This is a genomic window from Rhodococcus gannanensis, from assembly GCF_042681175.1.
Taxonomy (GTDB): Bacteria; Actinomycetota; Actinomycetes; order Mycobacteriales; family Mycobacteriaceae; genus Rhodococcus_G; species Rhodococcus_G gannanensis.
Window position 1 is genome coordinate 115,648 of record NZ_JBHUFB010000007.1, and the last position, 20,320, is coordinate 135,967.

The 20,320-nt window shown below is 69.8% G+C and carries 18 protein-coding genes; 6 read left to right on the plus strand and 12 right to left on the minus strand.

Annotated features, from left to right (window positions below; all coding sequences use genetic code 11):
• Positions 1 to 91: 91 nt before the first annotated feature.
• Together ACFSJG_RS04160 and ACFSJG_RS04165 are read left to right on the plus strand one after the other, a co-directional pair.
• Positions 92 to 940, plus strand: coding sequence for a glycosyltransferase family 2 protein (locus ACFSJG_RS04160; protein ID WP_378483945.1), 849 nt, complete (start codon positions 92 to 94; stop codon positions 938 to 940).
• Positions 937 to 2,319, plus strand: a complete 1,383-nt coding sequence (locus ACFSJG_RS04165; RefSeq protein ID WP_378483946.1) for a lipopolysaccharide biosynthesis protein — start codon at positions 937 to 939, stop codon at positions 2,317 to 2,319. The genes ACFSJG_RS04160 and ACFSJG_RS04165 overlap by 4 nt, the downstream gene beginning before the upstream one ends.
• Here the strand turns inward: ACFSJG_RS04165 and ACFSJG_RS04170 are convergent.
• From ACFSJG_RS04170 to ACFSJG_RS04195, 6 genes are all read right to left on the minus strand, one after another.
• Positions 2,298 to 3,245: a glycoside hydrolase family 16 protein gene (locus ACFSJG_RS04170; RefSeq protein ID WP_378483947.1), complete on the minus strand. Its 948-nt coding sequence runs from the start codon at positions 3,243 to 3,245 to the stop codon at positions 2,298 to 2,300. The genes ACFSJG_RS04165 and ACFSJG_RS04170 overlap by 22 nt on opposite strands.
• Complete coding sequence (locus ACFSJG_RS04175) at positions 3,242 to 3,445, minus strand: hypothetical protein (protein ID WP_378483948.1); 204 nt, start codon at positions 3,443 to 3,445, stop codon at positions 3,242 to 3,244. The genes ACFSJG_RS04170 and ACFSJG_RS04175 overlap by 4 nt, the downstream gene beginning before the upstream one ends.
• Entirely contained in the window at positions 3,442 to 5,688 is a 2,247-nt protein-coding gene (locus tag ACFSJG_RS04180) for a hypothetical protein (protein WP_378483949.1), read from the minus strand. Before ACFSJG_RS04180 ends, ACFSJG_RS04175 begins: the two co-directional genes overlap by 4 nt.
• On the minus strand, positions 5,685 to 7,682 hold the full coding sequence (locus tag ACFSJG_RS04185; protein ID WP_378483950.1) for a glycosyltransferase family 2 protein: 1,998 nt from the start codon (positions 7,680 to 7,682) through the stop codon (positions 5,685 to 5,687). Before ACFSJG_RS04185 ends, ACFSJG_RS04180 begins: the two co-directional genes overlap by 4 nt.
• Before the next feature lie 90 nt (positions 7,683 to 7,772).
• Positions 7,773 to 9,005 (minus strand): hypothetical protein, encoded by a 1,233-nt coding sequence (locus ACFSJG_RS04190; protein ID WP_378483951.1) that lies wholly within the window; start codon positions 9,003 to 9,005, stop codon positions 7,773 to 7,775.
• A gap of 7 nt (positions 9,006 to 9,012) precedes the next feature.
• Positions 9,013 to 9,972 (minus strand): NAD-dependent epimerase/dehydratase family protein, encoded by a 960-nt coding sequence (locus tag ACFSJG_RS04195; RefSeq protein WP_378483952.1) that lies wholly within the window; start codon positions 9,970 to 9,972, stop codon positions 9,013 to 9,015.
• Between the two features lie 357 nt (positions 9,973 to 10,329).
• Here ACFSJG_RS04195 and ACFSJG_RS04200 point away from each other — a divergent pair, with 357 nt between their 5' ends.
• Complete coding sequence (locus ACFSJG_RS04200; protein ID WP_378483953.1) at positions 10,330 to 11,583, plus strand: ricin-type beta-trefoil lectin domain protein; 1,254 nt, start codon at positions 10,330 to 10,332, stop codon at positions 11,581 to 11,583.
• A gap of 78 nt (positions 11,584 to 11,661) precedes the next feature.
• Positions 11,662 to 12,600: a glycoside hydrolase family 16 protein gene (locus ACFSJG_RS04205; RefSeq protein ID WP_378483954.1), complete on the plus strand. Its 939-nt coding sequence runs from the start codon at positions 11,662 to 11,664 to the stop codon at positions 12,598 to 12,600.
• Positions 12,601 to 12,632: 32 nt separating this feature from the next.
• Here ACFSJG_RS04205 and ACFSJG_RS04210 read toward each other — a convergent pair whose 3' ends face one another.
• Together ACFSJG_RS04210 and glpX are read right to left on the minus strand one after the other, a co-directional pair.
• Positions 12,633 to 14,045: a class II fumarate hydratase gene (locus ACFSJG_RS04210; RefSeq protein WP_378483955.1), complete on the minus strand. Its 1,413-nt coding sequence runs from the start codon at positions 14,043 to 14,045 to the stop codon at positions 12,633 to 12,635.
• A gap of 93 nt (positions 14,046 to 14,138) precedes the next feature.
• Positions 14,139 to 15,173, minus strand: coding sequence for a class II fructose-bisphosphatase (glpX, locus tag ACFSJG_RS04215; RefSeq protein WP_378483956.1), 1,035 nt, complete (start codon positions 15,171 to 15,173; stop codon positions 14,139 to 14,141).
• 215 nt (positions 15,174 to 15,388) lie between these two features.
• Here glpX and ACFSJG_RS04220 point away from each other — a divergent pair, with 215 nt between their 5' ends.
• Positions 15,389 to 15,955 carry a DUF4245 domain-containing protein gene (locus ACFSJG_RS04220; RefSeq protein WP_378483957.1) on the plus strand — a complete coding sequence of 189 codons (567 nt, stop codon included), beginning with the start codon at positions 15,389 to 15,391 and terminating at the stop codon, positions 15,953 to 15,955.
• Positions 15,956 to 15,976: 21 nt separating this feature from the next.
• Here ACFSJG_RS04220 and ACFSJG_RS04225 read toward each other — a convergent pair whose 3' ends face one another.
• From ACFSJG_RS04225 to ACFSJG_RS04235, 3 genes are read right to left on the minus strand one after another with little or no spacing between them, the layout of a single operon-like run.
• Positions 15,977 to 16,192, minus strand: a complete 216-nt coding sequence (locus ACFSJG_RS04225; RefSeq protein ID WP_378483958.1) for an exodeoxyribonuclease VII small subunit — start codon at positions 16,190 to 16,192, stop codon at positions 15,977 to 15,979.
• Positions 16,189 to 17,469 carry an exodeoxyribonuclease VII large subunit gene (gene xseA, locus ACFSJG_RS04230; RefSeq protein WP_378483959.1) on the minus strand — a complete coding sequence of 427 codons (1,281 nt, stop codon included), beginning with the start codon at positions 17,467 to 17,469 and terminating at the stop codon, positions 16,189 to 16,191. The genes ACFSJG_RS04225 and xseA overlap by 4 nt, the downstream gene beginning before the upstream one ends.
• Positions 17,466 to 18,083, minus strand: a complete 618-nt coding sequence (locus ACFSJG_RS04235) for a lipid droplet-associated protein (RefSeq protein WP_378483960.1) — start codon at positions 18,081 to 18,083, stop codon at positions 17,466 to 17,468. The genes xseA and ACFSJG_RS04235 overlap by 4 nt, the downstream gene beginning before the upstream one ends.
• An 86-nt stretch (positions 18,084 to 18,169) precedes the next feature.
• Here ACFSJG_RS04235 and ACFSJG_RS04240 point away from each other — a divergent pair, with 86 nt between their 5' ends.
• The gene (locus ACFSJG_RS04240; RefSeq protein ID WP_378483961.1) at positions 18,170 to 19,177 is read left to right on the plus strand and encodes a 4-hydroxy-3-methylbut-2-enyl diphosphate reductase; all 1,008 of its coding nucleotides are present in this window, start codon (positions 18,170 to 18,172) and stop codon (positions 19,175 to 19,177) included.
• On the opposite strand, the gene ACFSJG_RS04245 is transcribed toward ACFSJG_RS04240, so the two are convergent.
• A complete protein-coding gene (locus ACFSJG_RS04245) occupies positions 19,168 to 20,256 on the minus strand; it encodes a DUF6542 domain-containing protein (RefSeq protein WP_378483962.1) in 1,089 nt (362 codons plus the stop codon). The genes ACFSJG_RS04240 and ACFSJG_RS04245 overlap by 10 nt on opposite strands.
• Between the last annotated feature and the right edge of the window lie 64 nt (positions 20,257 to 20,320).

Sequence of the window (20,320 nt, forward strand, 5' to 3'; positions counted from 1 at the left end):
CGAACTGCGGGACCCCCGATCGACCAACGATCAACGGCTCAGCCGGTTTTCGGACGATTCGGCCCTGATGTGAACAAATGGAGCCATCGACGTGAGCACCTCTACACCGACCGACGGGCCGGGTACCCCCGCCGTTCCGACCGTTGTTCCCCCCGTCGACGACAACGCGGGCCGTGGTGGCCGACCCACCGTTTCGGTCATCATCCCCGCCATGAACGAGGCGAAGAACCTGCCGTTCGTCGCCTCCCGGATGCCCGACGGCATCGACGAGATCGTCTTCGTCGACGGCAATTCCGTGGACGACACCGTGGCCGTGGCCCGCTCGCTGTGGCCGGCCGCCACCTTCGTCACCCAGACCCGCGGCGGCAAGGGCAACGCCCTGGCCTGCGGCTTCGCCGCGGCGACCTGCGACATCATCGTCATGATCGACGCGGACGGCTCGACCGACCCGGCCGAGATTCCCCTGTTCGTCGAGGCGCTGGTCGGCGGCGCCGACCTCGCCAAGGGCAGCCGCTTCGTCGGCCGCGGCGGCAGCTCCGACATCACCGCCCTGCGCAACCTCGGCAACAAGGGTCTCAACGGGCTGGTGAACCTGGTGTTCCGCACCGAGTTCTCCGACCTCTGCTACGGCTACAACGCCTTCTGGCGCAAGCACGTTCCGCTGATCGAGCTCCCCCCGATCGAATACCAGCGTGCCCAGTGGGGCGACGGGTTCGAGATCGAGACCGTCATCAACGTCCGCCTCGCCACGAGTGGCCTCAACATCGTCGAGGTCGGCAGCTTCGAGGGGCCGCGCCTGCACGGGCGGAGCAACCTCAACGCCTACAGCGACGGCATGCGGGTCCTGCGCACCATCGGGCAGGAGTGGAACCACTGGCGCGCCACGAAGGACATCCGCAAGGCGTCGGCCCGCGCCGACGTGCGTGAACTGACGCAGTGACCACCGGAGCCGCCCCCGCACCGGCCGACGGGGCCGCAGGCGGGAGCGGCTCCCTCGGTACCGACGAGGCGAGCGGTGTCGCCGGCGACGGCCCGGGCCCCACACCGGACTCCGGTGTCACCGCGAAGAGCCTCGAACGAAACAGCCTGGCGCTCACCGTCTCCGCCGCGCTCACCGGCATTCTCGGGCTGGGCTACTGGGCACTGCTCGGTCGCCATTACCCCGCCCGCGAGGTGGGGGCGGCCTCCGCCGTCATCACCACCGCCACCATGCTCTCGGCGTTCGGCAACATCAGCCTCGGCGCGCTGTTCGAGCGGTTCCTCCCACTCGCGGGCATCCGCGGATCGAGCCTGGTGCGCACCGGCTTCCTCGTGGGCGGCTGCGGCGGTCTGCTCCTCGGCGCGCTCTTCCTGCTGTGGGGACCGACCGACGAGATGTTCGACAGCCCACTGGAAGCCGCGTCGTTCCCACTGATCGTGCTGGTCTTCTCGGCGTTCGCACTCCTCGACCACACGTCGGTCGGTCTGCGTGAGGCCGGGTGGGCGGCCACCAAGAACGTCACCCACGCCGTCGTGAAGCTCGTCGCGGCGCTCGCGCTCGCGTTCACCGCGTCCCGGCTCGCCATCATCTGGACCTGGACCGTGCCCGCACTGATCGCCGCGCTCGTGCTCGGCGCCGCGGTGGCGCGGAGGCTGCGCAGGCCGGACCTCGCACACGCTGCATCCCAACTGCCGGGCAATCGCGAGATGGGGTCCTTCCTTGCCGGGTCCTACGGCATCTACGTCGTGGGATCGCTTGCACCACTGATGCTCCCACTCATCGTCGTCGCCAAGATGGGCGCCGACCACAACGCGTACTTCTCGATCGCCTGGTCCCTGGTGTCCGCGGTCCTCGTCCTGATGACCGTCCTGATGGGACCGTACGTCGCCGGCGTCGCCGCCGACCCTGGCCAGGTGCGGGAGCTGACGCGACGCTTCCTCGTCGTCCTCGCCGTGGTGACCGTCGCCGGTGTGGTGCTGTTCGCCGGCATCGCGCCGGTGCTGCTGCAGATCGTCGGAGACGAGTACGCGGACACCGGAACTCCGCTGTTGCGCCTCGCGGCGATCGCGCTGATCCCCGCGATCGTCGGATTCGCCTACAACGCGGTGGCACGCGTGCGGCGACGGCTGCGGTTGGCGATCGCGGTCCAGGTCGCCAACGCGGCCCTCGTCCTGGGCCTCAGTCTCGCCTTCATCGGAGACCACGGTCTGGTGGCGATCGGCTGGGCCTACGTCGTCGCCGAGACGGTGTCGGCGGTGGTGCTGATCGTTCCGCTCGTCCGGGCCGTGCGCGCGCTCGGGCGGGAGCCTCTCGACGCTCAGCCGGCCTCGGTCATCTGAACGGCGCCCGGTGCCGGCGCCGCCGCATCCAGCGCATCGAGCTGTGACCGGTCCGGGGCGTACACCGCCACCCAGTCGATCTGCACGTCCACGCTGTCCGGCTGATTCGGGCTCGACTCGGAGCAGGGCATCATCCCCCAGTCGGCGCGGCGCTCACAGGCGCCGGCCTCGGCCTGCAGCCCCAGCCACATCGGCTCGTCGGGAATCATGGCATCGGAACGAACCTCGGCCCAGACGGCACCGTCGAGCAGGTAGCGGATGACCCCCGGCGCCCACTCGACGCCGACAGTGTGCCAGTCGGAGAAGTCACCGCGGACGGTGGCCTGAGCCTTCTGCCTCTCTCCGGTCGCGTCGACCCAGTGCACCCAGCCGTCCATCTGCGTGCGTTCGCCGCTGATGGACTCGGCGAAGTCGATCTCCGGCGGCCAGTTCTCGCTCTTCGGCCACAGCAGCATGTGATAGGAGATGTCGTCGCTACGGTCGGCGCGCATGCGGATCTCCCAGCGTCCGTACTGCTGCGTGACCGGGTAGTTCGACACGCCACCGGTGACCCATTCGCCGCCGGTGCGTTCGGACTTCAGGGTCATGGCCCCGCCGGAGACGTCGACCATCGGCTCGTCCCACCGGCTGTTCGGGTTGCCGCCCGGCTGACCGCTGTAGGGGCCCCAGTCGGCGCCGAGGTCGCAGCGGTCGAAGTCGTCGGTGAAGATCTGCGTCCAGCCGGGCAGATCGCCGACGGGGACCGGCACGCCGCCGGGAACCCCACGTTCTCCACAGAGTTCGGGAACTGCCGCGGCACCCGCCCGGCCGGTCGGGTTGTCGGTTGGGATGGTGCACGCGGCGCACGCCGTGACGGCGAGCGCCGCCGCAGCCACACGCAACGGTCGAGCCGTCGCGAGGGCGGAGCGGGCCGAGCGAGGACTCATGCCGCCGCGAGGGCGATGAGACGCACGAAGGTCATGGTCGCCGCGGTCACGACGCACACGGCGAGCGCCACCGAGACGATCTGCGCGGACGGCTTCCGTCCGATGCCCCCGGTCGCGGGCACGTCGCGTTCGCGCAGTACGACGCTCACCAGCAGCAGGATCGCGGACAGGACGAAGAACAGGACGGTCACGTCACTCATGAGGCCTCGAATTCGATGGCGGGGGAGTCGAAGCGACGGAGGATGGTGATGCTGTCGCCGTCGACCATCGGCACGTAGATGCCGGACTCGACGAGTTCCGTCACCTGGGAGTCGAGGTACTCCTCGGACTGGCCGTACTGGAGCCGCAGCATGCCAGTGCCCTGACTCGTCGTGTAGAGGTACGACGGCCGGCGATCGAGCGCGCACTCCGCGAGCTCCTCCATGCACTCCTCGCCGTCGATGAACGAGAACTTCGGCCCGCGGGGGTCGAGGATGCGGCGCGTGCTGTTGGTGTGCGGCGCGTACGACCACGCCATCACCGTCGAATTGGGAGGCACGCCGGCGACGAACTCGTCGGACACCTCCACCTGCTCGCGGGTGGACGCCTCGAAAGAGGTGTTCAGTCCTCGGTTCGTGGTGAGCAGCGCGCCGAGCGCGACGAGGGCGAGGGTGCCCGCGACCACCGGAGCCCACCGCCCGGCGGGAGTGGCGGCGACGGTGCTCGCGCGGGCCCGGATCGCCCGGGCCACCGCGGCGACGGCGATCGCCGCGAAGGGGGCGAGCACCGGCGACGCGAGGACGAAGCAGCGGATGATCATCTCGCCGCCGTAGCTCTGCAGGACGACGAGGGTGAACGGGGCCGCGCAGATCGCGCCGGCAACCAGCCACGTCCGGCGTCCGCGTGCGAGCAGCCACCCGACGAACGCGACGCCCGCGAACAGGCCCGACGCACCGATGCGCAGGTACTGCATCTGCTGATACGTCGGGTCGCCCGAGAGTCGTTGGCTGACACCTCGGTTGACGGACGATCCGACCTGCCCGATCTCGGAGAAGATCGACTGGAGGTGGCCGAACCAGAAGTCGGTGGCGCCGTAGCTGAACCAGGCCGCGAACACGAGTCCCGAGGCGAGCCACAGCATCCGGTACCGCGTAGCACCGAACAGGGAGAAGAACGCGAGCGCGATGATCACCAGGATCGGAGTGATCTGGTGGGCGACGACGTTCGCGACGATCAGGAGCAGGAGAACCGCGCCGATCGCGAGGGTGCGGCCGGTGCCGAAGCCGGGAACCAGTCCGGGGGTCCGGCGCGGTGCGTCGACCACGAACCGCAGCAGGCCGGGTTCGATCCGGGGGAGCGGTGCCCGACGCAACTGCCACAGCAGCGTGGCGATGATGGTGGTGTAGAAGACCAGCGCGACGGCCTGCGGCGCGAAGTAGTCCTGCTGGTACCAGTTGAACAGCTGGTAGAGCACCACCGACAGCCACGCCAGCCGGGCGCGGCCGGTGATCTGAATGGCGATCGCGTACAGCGGGAAGGCGAGGAGCGCGCCCATGAACAGCGTCGACCACGACAGCAGCACGGTGATGTCCCGCAGGTCCGCGACCGTCACCAGATGCGCGGCCGCGGAGAAGAACCCAGCCCAGCTGAAGCGGGCGTCGATGCCGTTCGGCAGCCGGCCGGCCTCCGCGAGGGTGTCGACGAAGCCGCGGTGCACGAAGGCGGTCGGGACCGAGGTCTCGCCGCTGGCGGCAGGCACCAGCATGGTCGCGTAGGCGATCAGGACGAACGTCGACGCCGCCATCACGACGTGGTCGATGCGGCCGCGGGTGAGGGTGTGGACGATCGTGCCCGACAGGATCGCGAATCCGAGCCAGTAGGCCGCCCCGACCTGCGTGACGATGCCGTAGTGCCCGGAACCGAGGAAATCGAGCCGGGCCGCGGCGAACACGAACAGCGCCACCGCGATCACGAGCGCACCCAGCGACAACAGGCGAGTACGGGGCAGGGTGCGCAGGTACTGCAGTGATCCGCGCGGAACCGTGTAGCGGCGCGGGAGCGTTCGCGCGGTCGCGACGCAGCCGGCGAGCGATCCGACGGCGATCAGCGTCTGGACTGTCAGCGGAGTCCACCACTCCGAGACCATCGTGAACTGTGCCGCGACGATGAGCGTGGCCAGCGAGACCGACACGATCAGCGACGCGGCCAGTGCGCGGCCCGGGATCCGGAGTGCGACCACGACGGGCAGGCCCGGCACCAGGACTGCACCCGCGAGGGCGACGAGCAGTCGGACCGGTTCCGGCAGCACGTCCGCGACGTCGATCGCGACGAGCAGGTTCAGCACCAGCATCGCCACCGACACGCCGCCGCCCAGGAGCAGGGCGGCTCGCGGGTTCCAACCGAACGCGGTGGTGCGGGCGACGGTTCGCTGCGCGGTGTCGGTGTCGGTGTCGATGACGGTCACCGCGCACCTCCCGACCGGCGGCCGGCGAGGTGGCTGCGGACGAAGAGGAACGGACCCGTCACGTAGCCCCACGCCTCCAGCGCCCGAAGTCGCAGCGGCCAGTCGGTGGGGAGGTCCTCGTTCTTCGTCGAGTTCGGGGACAGCAACATGTGCAGGCCGCGCGGCAGTCGCCGGAGGATCGGTGCCGGGTTCTCGGACAGGACGAACTTCGTCAGTCCCGCTGCCATGCCGGTGCCGTACCCGTAGCTCTGCGCCCTCAGCTCCACCATGTTGTCCCGGTGGTAGTGGCGGACAACGGCGTTCGGGTTGTAGGCGATCGACCACCCGTGCAGGATCGCCGCCCGGAACGCGTCGAGGTCCTCGCCGCCGCGGGTCGGGGTACCGGTGCCGAGGCGTTCGTCGAACCCACCGATGGACGCGAGTGCGGAGGAGCGGAACACCATGTTGTTGCCCGAGCCGCACTCGCCTGCGGTGTAGGGGAAGAACGGGCCGCGTGGGCCGAACTCGCCGAGCTCCGGTCCGATCTCGTGCCGGTTCAGCGACCACACCGTCGGCACCTCGCCCTTGTCGAAGACCTTGGCCTCCTCGAACCACTCCTGGACGCGGTTCGTCGTCTCGGTGCCGAGTACCCGCCCGGTGACGACCCCGATCGCACCGACCGGATCGGCGCGGAAGCTCTCGACGGCGCCCGAGATCCAGCCGGGGTCGGCGAGGGCGTCGTCGTCGGTGAACGCGACGAGGCGGCCCGCGGCCATGCGGTGACCGAGGTTGCGGGCCGCGGACACACCGGGGACGGGCTGGTCGAGGACCGTCAGTCGTGGGTCGTCGATGCCCGCGACGATCCGGACCGCGTCGCCGCGGTGCGGGCGGTTGTCGACGACGAGCAGTTCGATGTGCTGGTGGTCCTGGGCGAGGATGGACCGCACGGTGTCGGCGAGCGAGTCGCGGCCGACGGTCGGGATGACCACGGTGACGAGTTCGTGTGCCGTGACCGAGGATTCTCCGGCAGCGAGGGCGGTCGCGGGGTCCCGCGATTCCGGGCGGTTCCCCCGGATGCGGAGAGTGCCCGCCGCGGTCGCCCCCGCCGTGACGACGAGGCCGAGCACGAGCACCGCGATCCGCGCCAGCGCTGCGAGGCCCTGACCGGTGACCGACTGGCGCAGGTAGCGCAGCACCCCGGTGGACAACGTGCGCACCACGAAACTGCGTTCGGCGGCCAGCCCGGCGTCGGCGCCGACCATCCCGGACAGCACGGCCTTGGACCGGCCCTCGTGCCGGCACCGGTCCGTGAAGTAGCGCAGCGTCGACCGGCCTGCAGGCACCACGTGGTCGACCGCGAACCCGGTGACCCGGATGATCCTCGACGCGGGAAAACGTTGCCGCAGTTCGATGCCCATGAGCGTCTCTTCGCATCCGGCGGGAACGGTGCCCACTCGGCCGAGGCGGTCGGAGAACCCTCCGACCTTCTCCAGTTCGGCGCGGCGCACCGCCATCGCGGCGCCGATCGGGTTGCGGATCTCGGCGCCGTCCGCGGCGAGCCCGCGGTAGTCGCAGCCGACGACCCAGCCGAACTCCTCGGGGAACCACGCGGGCGGGTGTCCCATCTCCCAGTTCGCGACGACCGCGCCGCCGACGGCGACGACGGAACCGTCCGCGAAGGCCGAGCGCGCTGCGGCCAGGGCGTCGGGGCGCAGGGTCGCGTCGTCGTCGAGGAAGACGACGATCTCGGCGGTCGCGGTGGCGACCCCGGTGTTGCGGGCACCGGACAGGCCACGCGTGCCCGTGTTGGCGACGAGGGTGATCGAGTCGGCGTATCGGCCGCGGAGCTCACGACGGAGTTCGTCGTTGTGGTCGACGACGACGATCAGCTGGTCACCGACCAGCAGCTGGTCGCGGGCCGCGTCGATGCCGGCGACCAGCAGGTCCAGTCGGTCGAGCGTGTAGCAGCAGATGATGATGGCGACCCCGGGATCGGGGCGGGTCGTCGAGGCCAAGGCGAAACTCCGGGATCGTCAAAGTTCAGCCCACCTAAATAGGGAAGGCTTGCCTATCCTACGGGAGGTGACGGCCGCAACGGAATCGGGTCACCGAAGCAGGCGAAGCGGGTCGGAGGTGACCGAATCGAGTGCGCGCTGGACTCGTCCGCGGTCGAACACGTTGCCGTGGAACGAGGCCGCGGTGAACAGGCTGTCGTCGATCACCGCCCAGGAAACAGTGATCCCTTCCGGGCCGGTCGGATCGTTGTGGACCATGTAGAACGGGTCCGCTGTGCCGCGCCACGGAATCGCGCCCTGCCTCGGAACCCGGCCGATGCTCGAGAAGAGCAGTCGGGCGCGGGCGGACCGCGGCCGGGTGGTCGGAACCGGCGGACGGCCGGTCCGCAGCCCGATCCGGGTGCGCAGCGAGTTGAGCGCCACGTTCGCCACCGGTCTCCCGGATTCCAGGGCGTCGGCGACGGTCCGGTGGATGACCTGCGGTGACGGGCGACGGCCCAATTCGAACTCCAGGCCGGAGACGAAGTTGGCGAGCGGAACGTGGCCCTCCGCCAGGTACTTGCGGACGTCGAGTGTCACGGTGGCGACGTCGTCGACGTCCAGTCCGGCATCCGCGAGCGCACGGTGAAGTGCTGAAGCGACCACCGCGAACATCGAGGTCCCCGGGGCGTCGGTGTCGCGCCAGGCGCGCAGCCGGGCCAGTGTCTCCGGCGACATCGGGGAGAATACGGCGGCGCGGTCCGGAGTCCACGGCACCTGTTCCTCGACGGGGGACGGCGGTGGAGTCCGGCGCGACGACAGAGAGTTGCGCAGCGCCCACAGGCGACGGGGGTCGGAGCCGAAGGTGCGCACCGCCGCTGCGGCGATTCCGTTGCCGCGGCGCAACGCCGGGCGCCACACGTTCGGATCGGCCGGATCGATCGTCCCCAGGATCACCCCGTGCAACAGGAGAGCGAACGCGACTTCCCCGAGGCCGTGATTGTGGTCGGTGCGTAGGTAGTTTCCCGCCAGGACGACGCTGGTCGGCCGGTCCTCCGCCGGGTCCGTCGCGTCGGGGAGGTCGAGCAGGTCCATCGGTGACGCAGGGGTGCTCGTCGTGGTGACCACGGGCCGGTGGGCGACGGGGTCGAAGGTCCACCGGTTCGACGTCGTCGACGGTCGCAATCCGAGTCGGGCCTTGGGTCCGATCGCCGTCATCGCGGCGAGTCGGTCGGCGACCACGTCTGCCGGGGGCAGCTCGACCGGGCCGACGATCGTGGTGATCCGGGCGTGACTGTGCATCACGTCGAGGTGCGCGACCCGGACTGTGGAGCGGTCGGTCACACGTGCCTCATCCGGCCACCGGCCGGGGCGATTCGAGCTGTCGGAAGTGTTCGACCGTGCGGGAGATGCCCTCGTCCAGACCGACCCGCGGCTGCCAGTCCAGCACCCGTCGAGCCAACCCGGCGTCGAGGGCGGATCGACGGACGTCGCCCGGCCGCGCGGGCTTCCAGTGGGGTTCGGTGGTCGCCCCGGTCGCCGCCGCGACCAGGCGGTTGAGCTCGAGATCGCTCGTCTCCGTGCCGGTTCCGATGTTGAAGCGCAGGCCCGAGCCGAGCGGACCGGAGGCGGCGACGAATGCGGACACGACGTCGTCGACGAACACGTAGTCGCGAGTGTTGCCACCGTCGCCGAACAACGTCGTCGGCCGGCCGGCCAGCATCTCGCGAGCAAAGATTGCCACCACGCCTGCCTCTCCGTGTGGGTCCTGGCGAGGACCGTACACGTTGGCCGGAGCGATGTGCGAGCAGTCCAGGCCGTGGAGGACGCGGAAGCTCTCCAGGTAGTTCTCGCCCGCCACCTTGCCGACCGCATACGGGGACAGCGGGCGAACCGGGGCCGACTCGGAGACCGGCAGATCCTCGGGGGTGCCGTAGATCGACCCGCCGGACGAGGTGAAGACGAGTTTCCGCGCCCCAGCGCCGACCGCCGCCGTCGCGACACGGATGGTGCCGAGGATGTTGACCTCGGCGTCGCGGATCGGGTCGGCGACACTGTGCCGGACGTCGATCTGGGCGGCGAGGTGGAACACGACCTCGGGGTCGAAGAGTCGGAAGGTCGGCGTGAGGTCGTCGCGGCTGACGTCGAGCGTCTCCAGGTCGACGGCATCGGTGGCGAGCGCGCCGGCGAGGTTGTCCTCTCGGCCTCGGCTCAGATCGTCCACGACGAGGACGCGGTGTCCGTCGCCGCGCAGGCGGTCGACGAGGGTTGAACCGATGAAGCCGGCGCCGCCGGTGACCACCACTCGCACAGGTATGCCTTCCCTAACTAATCTGCAGTGCTCGGCAGTCTAAGCGCACGTGACCAGCGATGGTGTGAGCGGGGCGGTCGGGTATCCGGCTCCGGCCTTCGAGGTGAATCCATATCGGAAGCCCGACACCCCCATGTTGCGGAGATATGACGCAAATCACGTGTTAGCTTTATTCCTGAACACGTTTACAGCTTTCGCATGCGAACCCCTCACCCCTCTTTGTCGAGAACGAGGTACGAAATGGTTCGTTTTCGTGTGCGCAAAAATCCCGTCGAGGCGCATTCCGTCCAGACATTTCCCATTCGGCCGCCGACTTCCCGGCGTCGCGTTCCCTCACGCGCAATTCTGTCCCTGGCCGTGGCGGCGGTCGCTGTCGCCGGAGCGCTCGTTGCGGCACCGGCGGCCGTCACCCCGCAGGCGTCCGCACTCACTCTCGGTCCGGTCCGCACGGCAGGCGGTCTGTGCCTGGACAACCGATGGGGTGTCACATTCGAGGGCAACCCCGTGCAGGTCTACCAGTGCAACGGCATGCCCAGTCAGAGTTGGAGTATCGAATCCGACGCCTCGGTCCGGGTTCAGGGCCGCTGCCTGACTGCTCGATCGAACCGGACCGGTACGGTCCTGACCACCGGTGCATGTGTCGGTTCCGCAGCGCAACGCTGGACCGCGGGATCGAACGGAACGGTGTTGTCGCAGGCCAGTGGGCTGTGCGCCGAGAACAGGGGAGGGCGTGAGGTGAACGAGAACCCAGTCGTGCTCCAGCGGTGCAACGGAAGCGCCGCCCAGCGCTGGACCTATGCTGCGGCGCCGCCGACCACCACGCTGCCGCCGACCACGACTGTGCCCCCAGCGACCTCGCCATCCGGGGTTGCGGCGCCGCGTGGGAACCTGCCCGGCTGGCGACAGATCTTCGTCGACGACTTCACCGCGAACGCGGCGGTCGGGTCGTGGGCCAACACGTGCGAGCCGGATCGAATCGTCTACACGGGCGCCGAAGGTCAGAAATGGCGCACGTATCCGAGCTGCTATCTCGACACCTATCAGAAGCGGCCGTATCGCCCCGACCGTGTCCTCAGCGTTCAGAACGGCGTCCTCAATTTCCACCTGCACCGGGTCGACGGAATTCCTGCCGGCGCCAATCCGTCACCGTTGATCGACGGGCAGAGCCAGTATCAGACCTATGGTCGCTATTCGGCTCGGTTCAAGGTGGACAAGCCGAACCTGAACGAGTACTACGTCGCCTGGCTGCTGTGGCCGCAGTCCGAACGGTGGCCGGTGGACGGCGAGTTCGACTTCCCGGAAGGCGGGCTCGCGGGAACCGCTCGCGGGTTCCATCACTACTCCGGAGCGGGGTCGTGCGTCGGGGGCTGCCAGGACATCGCGGCGGACATCGGGGCTCGGTTCACCGACTGGCACACGTACACGATCGAGTGGTCGCCCGGCCGGATCCGCTACCTGCTGGACGACAGGGTCGTCCTCGACAGCACCGCCTGGGTGCCGTCGACGCCGATGCGCTGGCAGCTGCAGACCGAGACGAACGGCAACGGAAACAGCGACGGGAACCTGCTCGTGGACTGGGTTTCCGTGTGGTCGTACGCGCCGGGAACCTGACCGAAACGTAAGATAACCGGCAAACCGTCCAGGCACTTAATGTGAGTAATGAATTCCCACTCACGTCTGGAGCCATGGATGCCTCGCTCTTCCCGTCATGTCCCACGTCGCGCAGGCGTCGCAGTCGCCGCGATCACCGCACTCGGGGTGGTCGCGGCGCCTGCTGCGTCGGCGCAGATCACGCTTCCCGACGGGCTCGAATGGATTGGCAGTGCGGACGTCGGCAGCGACGTGACGGGCAGCCTGAACACGCCGGTGTCCGGAACCCAGTCGGCCCCACGGACGTCGCTGCCGGGGTGGAAGGAGATCTTCGTCGACGACTTCACCACCGACGCGCCCCTCGGCAGCTTCGCGAACGAGGGCTGCAACAACCCGCGCAAGGTCGTGTACACCGGAACCGAGAACACCCGCTGGACTGCGTACCCCGAGTGTTACGTGGACACCTTCAACCAGTTCCCGTACCGGGCCGACGAGGTGGTCAGCGTCCACGACGGCGCCCTCGACTACCACCTGCACGACGTCGACGGGAAGCGCGCGGGCGCGAACCTGTCCCCGCTGGTCTCCGGTGACGCTCAGGGTCAGACCTACGGTCGCTACTCGGCCCGGATCAAGACGAGTCATCCGTTCATCACCGGCTACCGGCTGGCGATGCTGCTGTGGCCCGAGTCCGAGGTCTGGCCGACGGAAGGCGAGCTCAACTTCCCCGAAGGTGAACTGACCGGGCCGATCCGGGGCTACCACCACTTCGCCGAACCGACTGCCACGGCGAACTCCCAGGCGATCTCGCAGTACGACTACTCCGGCTTCACCGACTGGCGCGTCGCGACGATCGAATGGACCCCGACCGTGGTCCGCTACATCCTCGACGACAAGGTTCTGCTCGAGTCCCGGCGGGGCGTCCCGAACACGCCGATGCGGTGGCAGCTCCAGCTCGAATCCAGTCTGTATCCGGAGCTGGGAGGCGGGAACTTCTACGTCGACTGGGTCACGGTGCACGCCTGGGACGGCGCCGCCTGACTCCGCCGAAGCACAGCACGGTCCCGCCCGCCTCAGTCCGTCGTGGGCGGGACCTTCGCCATCGCGAGGACGTCGAGGCGGCGGTCGAGTTCCTCCTCGGACAGCCGGTCACCGATCAGTCCCCGGTCCACCACGGTCTGACGAATCGTCTTGCGCTCCTTGAGCGCTTCCTTCGCCACGGCCGCCGCCTCCTCGTAGCCGATCGCCGAGTTCAACGGCGTCACGATCGACGGGGACGATTCCGCGAGCGTGCGCAGGTGCTCGACGTTCGCGGCCAGCCCCGCGACGCAGCGATCGGCGAACAGTCGTGAGACGTTCGCCAGCAGTCGGATCGACTCCAGGACGTTGCGTGCCATCACCGGGATGTAGACGTTCAGCTCGAAGGCGCCGGCCGCCCCGCCCCAGGCGACCGCGGCGTCGTTGCCGACGACCTGCGCCGCCACCTGGGTGACTGCCTCGGGGAGAACGGGATTGACCTTCCCCGGCATGATCGAGCTGCCCGGCTGCAGGTCCGGAAGGTGGAGCTCGCCGAGTCCGGTCAACGGGCCGGACCCCATCCACCGGATGTCGTTCGCGATCTTCGTGAGCGACACCGCGACCGTGCGCAGCGCTCCGGACAGTTCGACGAGGCCGTCCCGCGCCGCCTGCGCCTCGAAACTGTTGCGGGCCGGCGTCAGCGCGTCGATTCCCGTCGACTTCACCAGGTGGGCAACAACTTTCGGGCCGAATCCGTCGGGGGCGTTCAGTCCGGTGCCGACGGCCGTGCCGCCGATCGGCAGTTCCCCGAGGCGGGGGAGTGTGGCCATGACGCGCTCGATGCCGGCCTCCATCTGGTGGGCGTACCCACCGAACTCCTGACCCAGGGTCACCGGAACGGCATCCATCAGATGAGTGCGCCCGGACTTGACGACCGTCCGCCACTCCGTGGCCTTGTCGAGGAGGGCGAGCCGCAGGTGGTCGAGGGCGGGGACCAGGTCCTTCACCGAGGCTTCCGTCGCCGCGACATGAGTGGCGGTCGGGAAGGTGTCGTTCGACGACTGCGACATGTTGACGTGGTCGTTCGGGTGCACCGTCACGCCGTTCGCCTGCGCGATCGACGCGATGACCTCGTTGGTGTTCATGTTCGAACTGGTCCCGGATCCGGTCTGGAACACGTCGATCGGGAACTGGTCGTCGTGGCGCCCGTCCGCGATCTCGGTGGCTGCCGCCACGATCGCGTCCGCCTTCTCCCGATCGAGGAGACCGAGGTCGAGGTTGACCTGCGCGCACGCCGCCTTGAGCAGTCCGAGCGCTCGGATCTGTGCCCGCTCGAGGCCCCGGCCGGAGATCGGGAAGTTCTCGACGGCACGCTGCGTCTGCGCACGCCACAGGGCGTCGACCGGAACCCGGACCTCGCCCATCGTGTCGTGCTCGATACGGAACTGCGGTTCGCTGTTCTCGGTCATGGATCTCAGCTTGCCACCGAAGCGGCTTCGCCGCCCGTGCGTGCTTTTCACCCCGGTTGGGGTGAGAAGCACGCACGGGCGCGTGGCGCGAGATCAGGGGAGGGGGCGCTGAGCTCCGTCGACGCCGTCGAAGTTGATCGACGAGAACGTGTGCAGCTTCTCCAGGCGGTGGTACGCCTCGATCATGCGGACCGTGCCGGACTTGCTGCGCATCACGATCGACTGCGTCGTCGCGCCGCCGCCGTAGTAGCGGACGCCCTTGAGCAGGTCGCCGTCGGTGACGCCCGTCGCGCAGAAGAAGATGTTCTCGCCCGTGACGAGTTCCTCGGTGCGCAGGACGCGGTCCAGGTCGTGGCCGGCGTCGAGGGCCTTCTGGCGCTCGGCGTCGTCCTTCGGGGCCAGCTTGCCCTGCAGCGCGCCGCCCATGCAGCGCAGCGCGGCCGCGGCGATGATGCCCTCCGGCGTGCCGCCGATGCCGAGCAGCATGTCGACGCCGGAATCGGGGCGGGCGGTCGCGATGGCGCCCGCGACGTCACCGTCGGAGATCAGGCGGATACGGGCGCCCGTCTCCCGGATCTCGCGGATGATGTCGGCGTGCCGCGGACGGTCCAGGATCGTGACCGTCGTGTCGGAGACGGCGCGGTCCTTGGCCTTCGCGACGCGACGGATGTTCTCGGCGACACCGGCGGCCAGGTCGATGACGTCGGCTGCCTCGGGGCCCACAGCGATCTTGTCCATGTAGAACACGGCCGACGGGTCGAACATGGCGCCGCGCTCGGACACCGCGAGCACCGCGATGGAACCGGGGGCGCCCTTGCTCATCAGCGTGGTGCCGTCGATCGGGTCGACCGCGACGTCGCACAGCGGGCCGTCGCCGTTGCCGACCTCCTCGCCGTTGTAGAGCATCGGGGCCTCGTCCTTCTCGCCCTCACCGATGACGACGACACCCTGCATCGAGACCGAGCTGACCATGTGGCGCATGGCGTCGACGGCGGCACCGTCGCCGCCCTCCTTGTCGCCGCGCCCGACCCAGCGCCCGGCGGCCATCGCGGCAGCCTCGGTGACCCGCACCAACTCGAGCGCGAGGTTGCGATCCGGTGCTTCGCGGTGACTCGTGCTGGCCGTCATGGGCGGTGCCTCCTCGCTGGCGACTCGTGGCCGCCGTGGGATGTGTCGATGGCGAGAGCAAATCTCGCCGGCTGATTGTCGCATTCCCGCCCGGGTGGAAACACAGCCGGTCCGGCCGACGAGGCGGCCTCGCCGCAGGTCCTGTCCGGTGTGACGGCGCCCTCACCTCGGGTCCGGACGTCGACTCCGAGCAGCGAGCTGGGATACTGGCTGTCGTGGCCGGCGACAAACCCCGTTATCTCCAGGACAACCGCGACATCATCTGGTCGTTGATCCCCCTGGTCCTGTTCATCGTGATCATCGCGGGAATCGCCAGGTCGTGTTCCTTCAGTCCGGGCGGTCCGACCTCCGGCCCGGTGCCGCAGTTCGACATCAACGCGGCGCTCACCTTCGACGCCGCCGAGCTGGACTTCCCGATCCGCAACCCCGTCGTGCCGGACACCTGGCAGCCGAACTCCGGCAGCCGCGGCACCGCGTCGGGTGACGGCGGCGGCGACGTCAGCACCGTCGGCTACATCACCGACACCGGCACCTACCTGCAGCTGAGCCAGTCCTCGGCGACCGAGGAGGCGCTGGTTCCGTGGGTCGCCGGCGACCGCCGCGCATCGACCGGCGCCGACTTCTACGACGGCAACTCCTGGGTCCACTACGACGAGGAGGGCAGCGAGCCGATCTGGGTGACCGACCTCGGTGACGTGCGGGTCCTGGTCACCGGCAGCGGGTCCACCGACGAGTTCGCCACCCTCGCGACGGCGGTCGGGCAGGCCGAGCCGATCGACTGAGTTCGGCTCGGTTCTGCTCGATCAGCCCTGCTCGTCGTCGGCGTGCGCGAGCGCGTTCTCGACCCGGGCCCGCGCACCGGCCAGGTGTTCCTCGCAGCGCTTCGCCAGTGCCTCGCCGCGCTCCCACAGCGACAGCGAGTGATCGAGGTCGAGCCCGCCCTGCTCCAACAGCTTGACGACCTCGGCCAACTGGTCGCGCGCGGCCTCGTATCCGAGTTCGGACACCGGTTCGTTCACTTCTGCTCTCCTGCCTTGTCCCTGCCCATGACCGCCGCGATCACGGCACCGTCCGCGACCCGTACCCGCACCTGTGTGCCGGGCGGCGCGTCGTCCACCGACCGCAGCACCTCCGGGTCCGATCCCGCGACCACCCGCTGCACCACCGCGTAGCCGCGGGCCAGGGTCGCGGCCGGACCCAGCGTGGTCAGCCGGGCCGACAGATGCTCCAGGGTGGTTCCCTGCCCGTCGAGCAGGCGACGGATGTCTCGCAGCGCCGCCTCCCTCAGACGGGTGACGTCCTCGGCGCGCCGCTCCACCGCGGCCAGCGGATCGGCGAGCACCGGCCTGCTCCGCAGGTCGGCGAGCGAGCGCGCCTCCCGCGACACCCAGTTCCGCAGCGCCGCCGCGCCGCGGGCCCGGTACTCGGCGACCAGCGCCTGCTCGGCGACGGCGTCGGGAACGACCCGCTTCGCGGCATCGGTCGGGGTGGCGGCGCGGACGTCGGCCACGAGATCGCACAGCGGGGAGTCGGGTTCGTGCCCGATGGCGCTGACCACCGGCGTCGTGCAGGCCGCGATCGCCCGGCACAGGGTCTCGTCGGAGAACGGCAGCAAGTCCTCGACGCTGCCGCCGCCACGCGCGAGGACGATGACCTCGACATGCGGGTCGGCGTCCAGCTCGGCCAGCGCCGCGACGATCTGCGCGGTCGCGGTCGGGCCCTGCACCGCCGTGTTCCGGACCTCGAAGTGCACCGCGGGCCAGCGTTGACCGGCGACGCTCAGCACATCCCGTTCGGCCGCGCTCGCGCGCCCGGTGATCAGCCCGACCGTGCGGGGCAGGAACGGAAGCGGCCGCTTGAGCCGCGGGTCGAACAGGCCCTCCGCGGCGAGAAGCCCACGGAGCCGCTCGATCCGGGCGAGCAGCTCACCGATCCCGACCGGCCGGATCTCGGTGACACGCAGCGACACCGATCCGCGCCCGGTGTAGAACGACAGCTTGCCGAACATCACCACCCGGCTGCCCTCGGTCAGCGGCACCGGGCTGTCCCGGATCAGGTTCGGCGAGCAGGTCACCGACAGCGACATGTCCGCGGCGGGATCGCGGAGGACGAGGAACGCGGTCCGGGTGCCGGGTCGGACGTTGATCTGGGTGATCTGACCCTCGACCCAGATGCTGCCGAGCCGGTCGATCCACGCCGCGACCTTCGTCGACACCGAGCGGACCGGCCACGGGTTCTCGGCAGAGTTCGACGTCTGCGCCGACGGACGGGGTGCCTGGGATTCGGGCGCGGTCACTTGGCGGTGGCGGCGGTGATCCGGTTGCCGAGCATCGTCTGGAACGGTGCCCGCGCCCGGGTGCCGTCCTCGTAGTCGAGCAGCGCTGTCAGCTCGTCGACCGACAGGCTGCGCAGCCGCGCGCGCAGCTGCGCGAGGGTGAGGTTGTCGTAGTCGAGGTAGTCGGCGATCTCCGGGCGGTCGGCGGTCGCCGCCGCCGCGGGTGCCGGTGCCTTGCCGTCCGTTGCGGGTGCCGTCGAGTACAGCTCGAACCGCCCGTTGTTCGTGGGGGCGTCCGCGACGGCGTGGCCGTTGTCGCCGTCCGCAGCCGGTGCGACGGGGTCGGCCGCGACGGGAGTGCTGCGCTCCTCACGGACCTCAGGTGCGGAGTCGTCCTCGTCGAAGGTCGCCCACGACGGCTGTTCGTCCGACGGCGGGAACAGGACCGCGAGCGCCTCGTCACCCTTGATCGCCAGGGCGGTCACGGTCTGCTGGACGTGCATACCGGTCTGCAGCACCTGGCTGACCGCGGTCATCGGCAGCGTCAGCGCCGTAGACGGGAGTTTCTGCACCTCTTCGACGAGCGTCACTGCGATTCCGGCGGCCACACGGGCGGCGAAGGGAGGACGGAACATGGTGTCCAGCGTGCACTACGACGCGGGTATTTGGTAGCTGGGACGCGGACCGAACCCCACCGCGCGCGCCCCCGTACCCTGGAGCCATGACTTCCGCTGTGCCCCTCAATCTGGGAATCACCGGCTCCGGCGCGTCCGAGGCCACCGGGAAGCGGGTTCTGCTCGCCGAGCCCCGCGGCTACTGCGCCGGCGTCGACCGCGCCGTCGAGACGGTCGAGCGTGCCCTCGAGAAGCACGGTGCGCCGATCTACGTGCGCAAGGAGATCGTCCACAACCGGCACGTCGTCGACACCCTCTCCGAGCGCGGTGTCGTGTTCGTGGACGAGACGGACGAGGTGCCCGAGGGGTCGGTGCTGGTGTTCTCCGCGCACGGCGTGTCCCCGGCGGTGCACGAGGCAGCTGCCGAGCGGAGCCTGCACACGATCGACGCGACCTGCCCGCTGGTGACGAAGGTGCACCAGGAGGCGAAGCGCTTCGCCCGCGACGACTTCGACATCCTCCTGATCGGCCACGAGGGCCACGAGGAGGTCGAGGGAACGGCCGGCGAGGCGCCCGACCACGTGCAGCTCGTCGACGGCCCGGAGTCGGTCGACGCGGTGACCGTCCGGGACGAGAACAAGGTGATCTGGCTGTCTCAGACGACGCTCAGCGTCGACGAGACGATGGCCACGGTCGCGCGCCTGCGGGAGAAGTTCCCCAAGCTGCAGGATCCGCCGAGCGACGACATCTGCTACGCGACGCAGAACCGCCAGGTCGCGGTCAAGGCGATGGCGCCGGAGTGCGACCTCGTGATCGTGGTGGGCTCGCGGAACTCGTCGAACTCGGTCCGGCTGGTCGAGGTCGCGCTCGGCGCCGGAGCCAAGGCGTCGTACCTGGTGGACTACGCCCGCGAGATCGACCCGACGTGGCTGGACGGCGTCCGGACCGTCGGTGTCACGTCCGGCGCATCGGTGCCCGAGATCCTCGTTCGCGGTGTCATCGACCTGCTCGCCGAGCACGACTTCGCGAACGTGCAGACCGTGACGACGGCCAACGAGACGCTGGTGTTCTCGCTGCCCCGCGAACTGCGCAAGCCCGCCGCCACTCAGCGGTAGCGGGAGGGCGGGTCCTGCTCGCCGCGGTCCCGGTAACGCACCTGGGGAATCGGGTGCAAGGGTGTCTCTGGATCGCGGTGCCGACCCTGCGGCCGTCCCGTTCCCATCCCGTCGGGGGTACCGAGGTTCGGTCGCGCGCGGTGCGGTGCGGACCCGGGGGCGGAGCGATCCTGCATCGACTCGTAGCGAGGCAGTTCCCGGCTCGGCGGCTCGTGCCGGGGCGGTTCCCGCCGCGGGGGCTCCTGCGGCTGAGGACGAGCGGGTCGCATGTCCACGTCGGGCCGGGGCGACCGGCCGGACTGCTGCGGACGATCGAACGTCGCGGTTTCCTCTTCCGGCGGTCCGCTGTACCGGGCCCGGGATGGGTAACGGCCGGTGGGAAAGCTGCCCGGGGCGTGCGCCGGACGACCCGGAGGCACATCGGCGCGACGGGCCTGCTGCTCGGCGACCCGGGTGTCCGGACGGTCGGTCTCGGCGAGGGGCGTGCCGGTCGCTGTGACGTCGTCGCGGCGTGACTGTGCGGCGTCGTCGCGGCGTGACTGTGCGGCGTCGTCGCGGCGTGACTGTGCGGCGTCGTCGCGGCGCGACTGGGACGCGCCGGGGCGTCGGGAGGATCCCGACTTACGGGCCTGTCGGGCGACGGCCCCGGCCTGCCTGCGGATGTACATGCGCGCCGCGCCGATCACGACGACGGTGGCGGTGGTCAGGGCCATCAACGGGAACCGGTTCACGAGCGGGATCGCGACGTTGAACGCGAGGTCCTTCAGCCCGGCGCCGCCGGGAGAGAAGAACTGATAGGCCAGTGGGACGGCCACGACGAGCAGCAACGGAGGCTGCACCATCGCGGTGAACAGCCCTCGGTTGCGGACGGCGAGGACGGCGGCGAGGCAGCCGAGAAAGTAGAAGACCGAGAACGCGGAGGTCAGTTCGGTGCCGCGGACGGCGTCGATGAGGAACCCGAGGAGCATGGCCACCGCCGCGATCGCGACGGCGCCCCAGGCCGGCACACCCGGGATCGTGGGTAGCGCGGACCTTCGTGCGAGCGGCACCCCGGATCGAGCGCGTTGGGTTCCAGACACGCCTAGACATTAACGGTTCGGGTCGTGAATCCCGCGCTGGCGGGACCGTTTGTGGGAACGATCT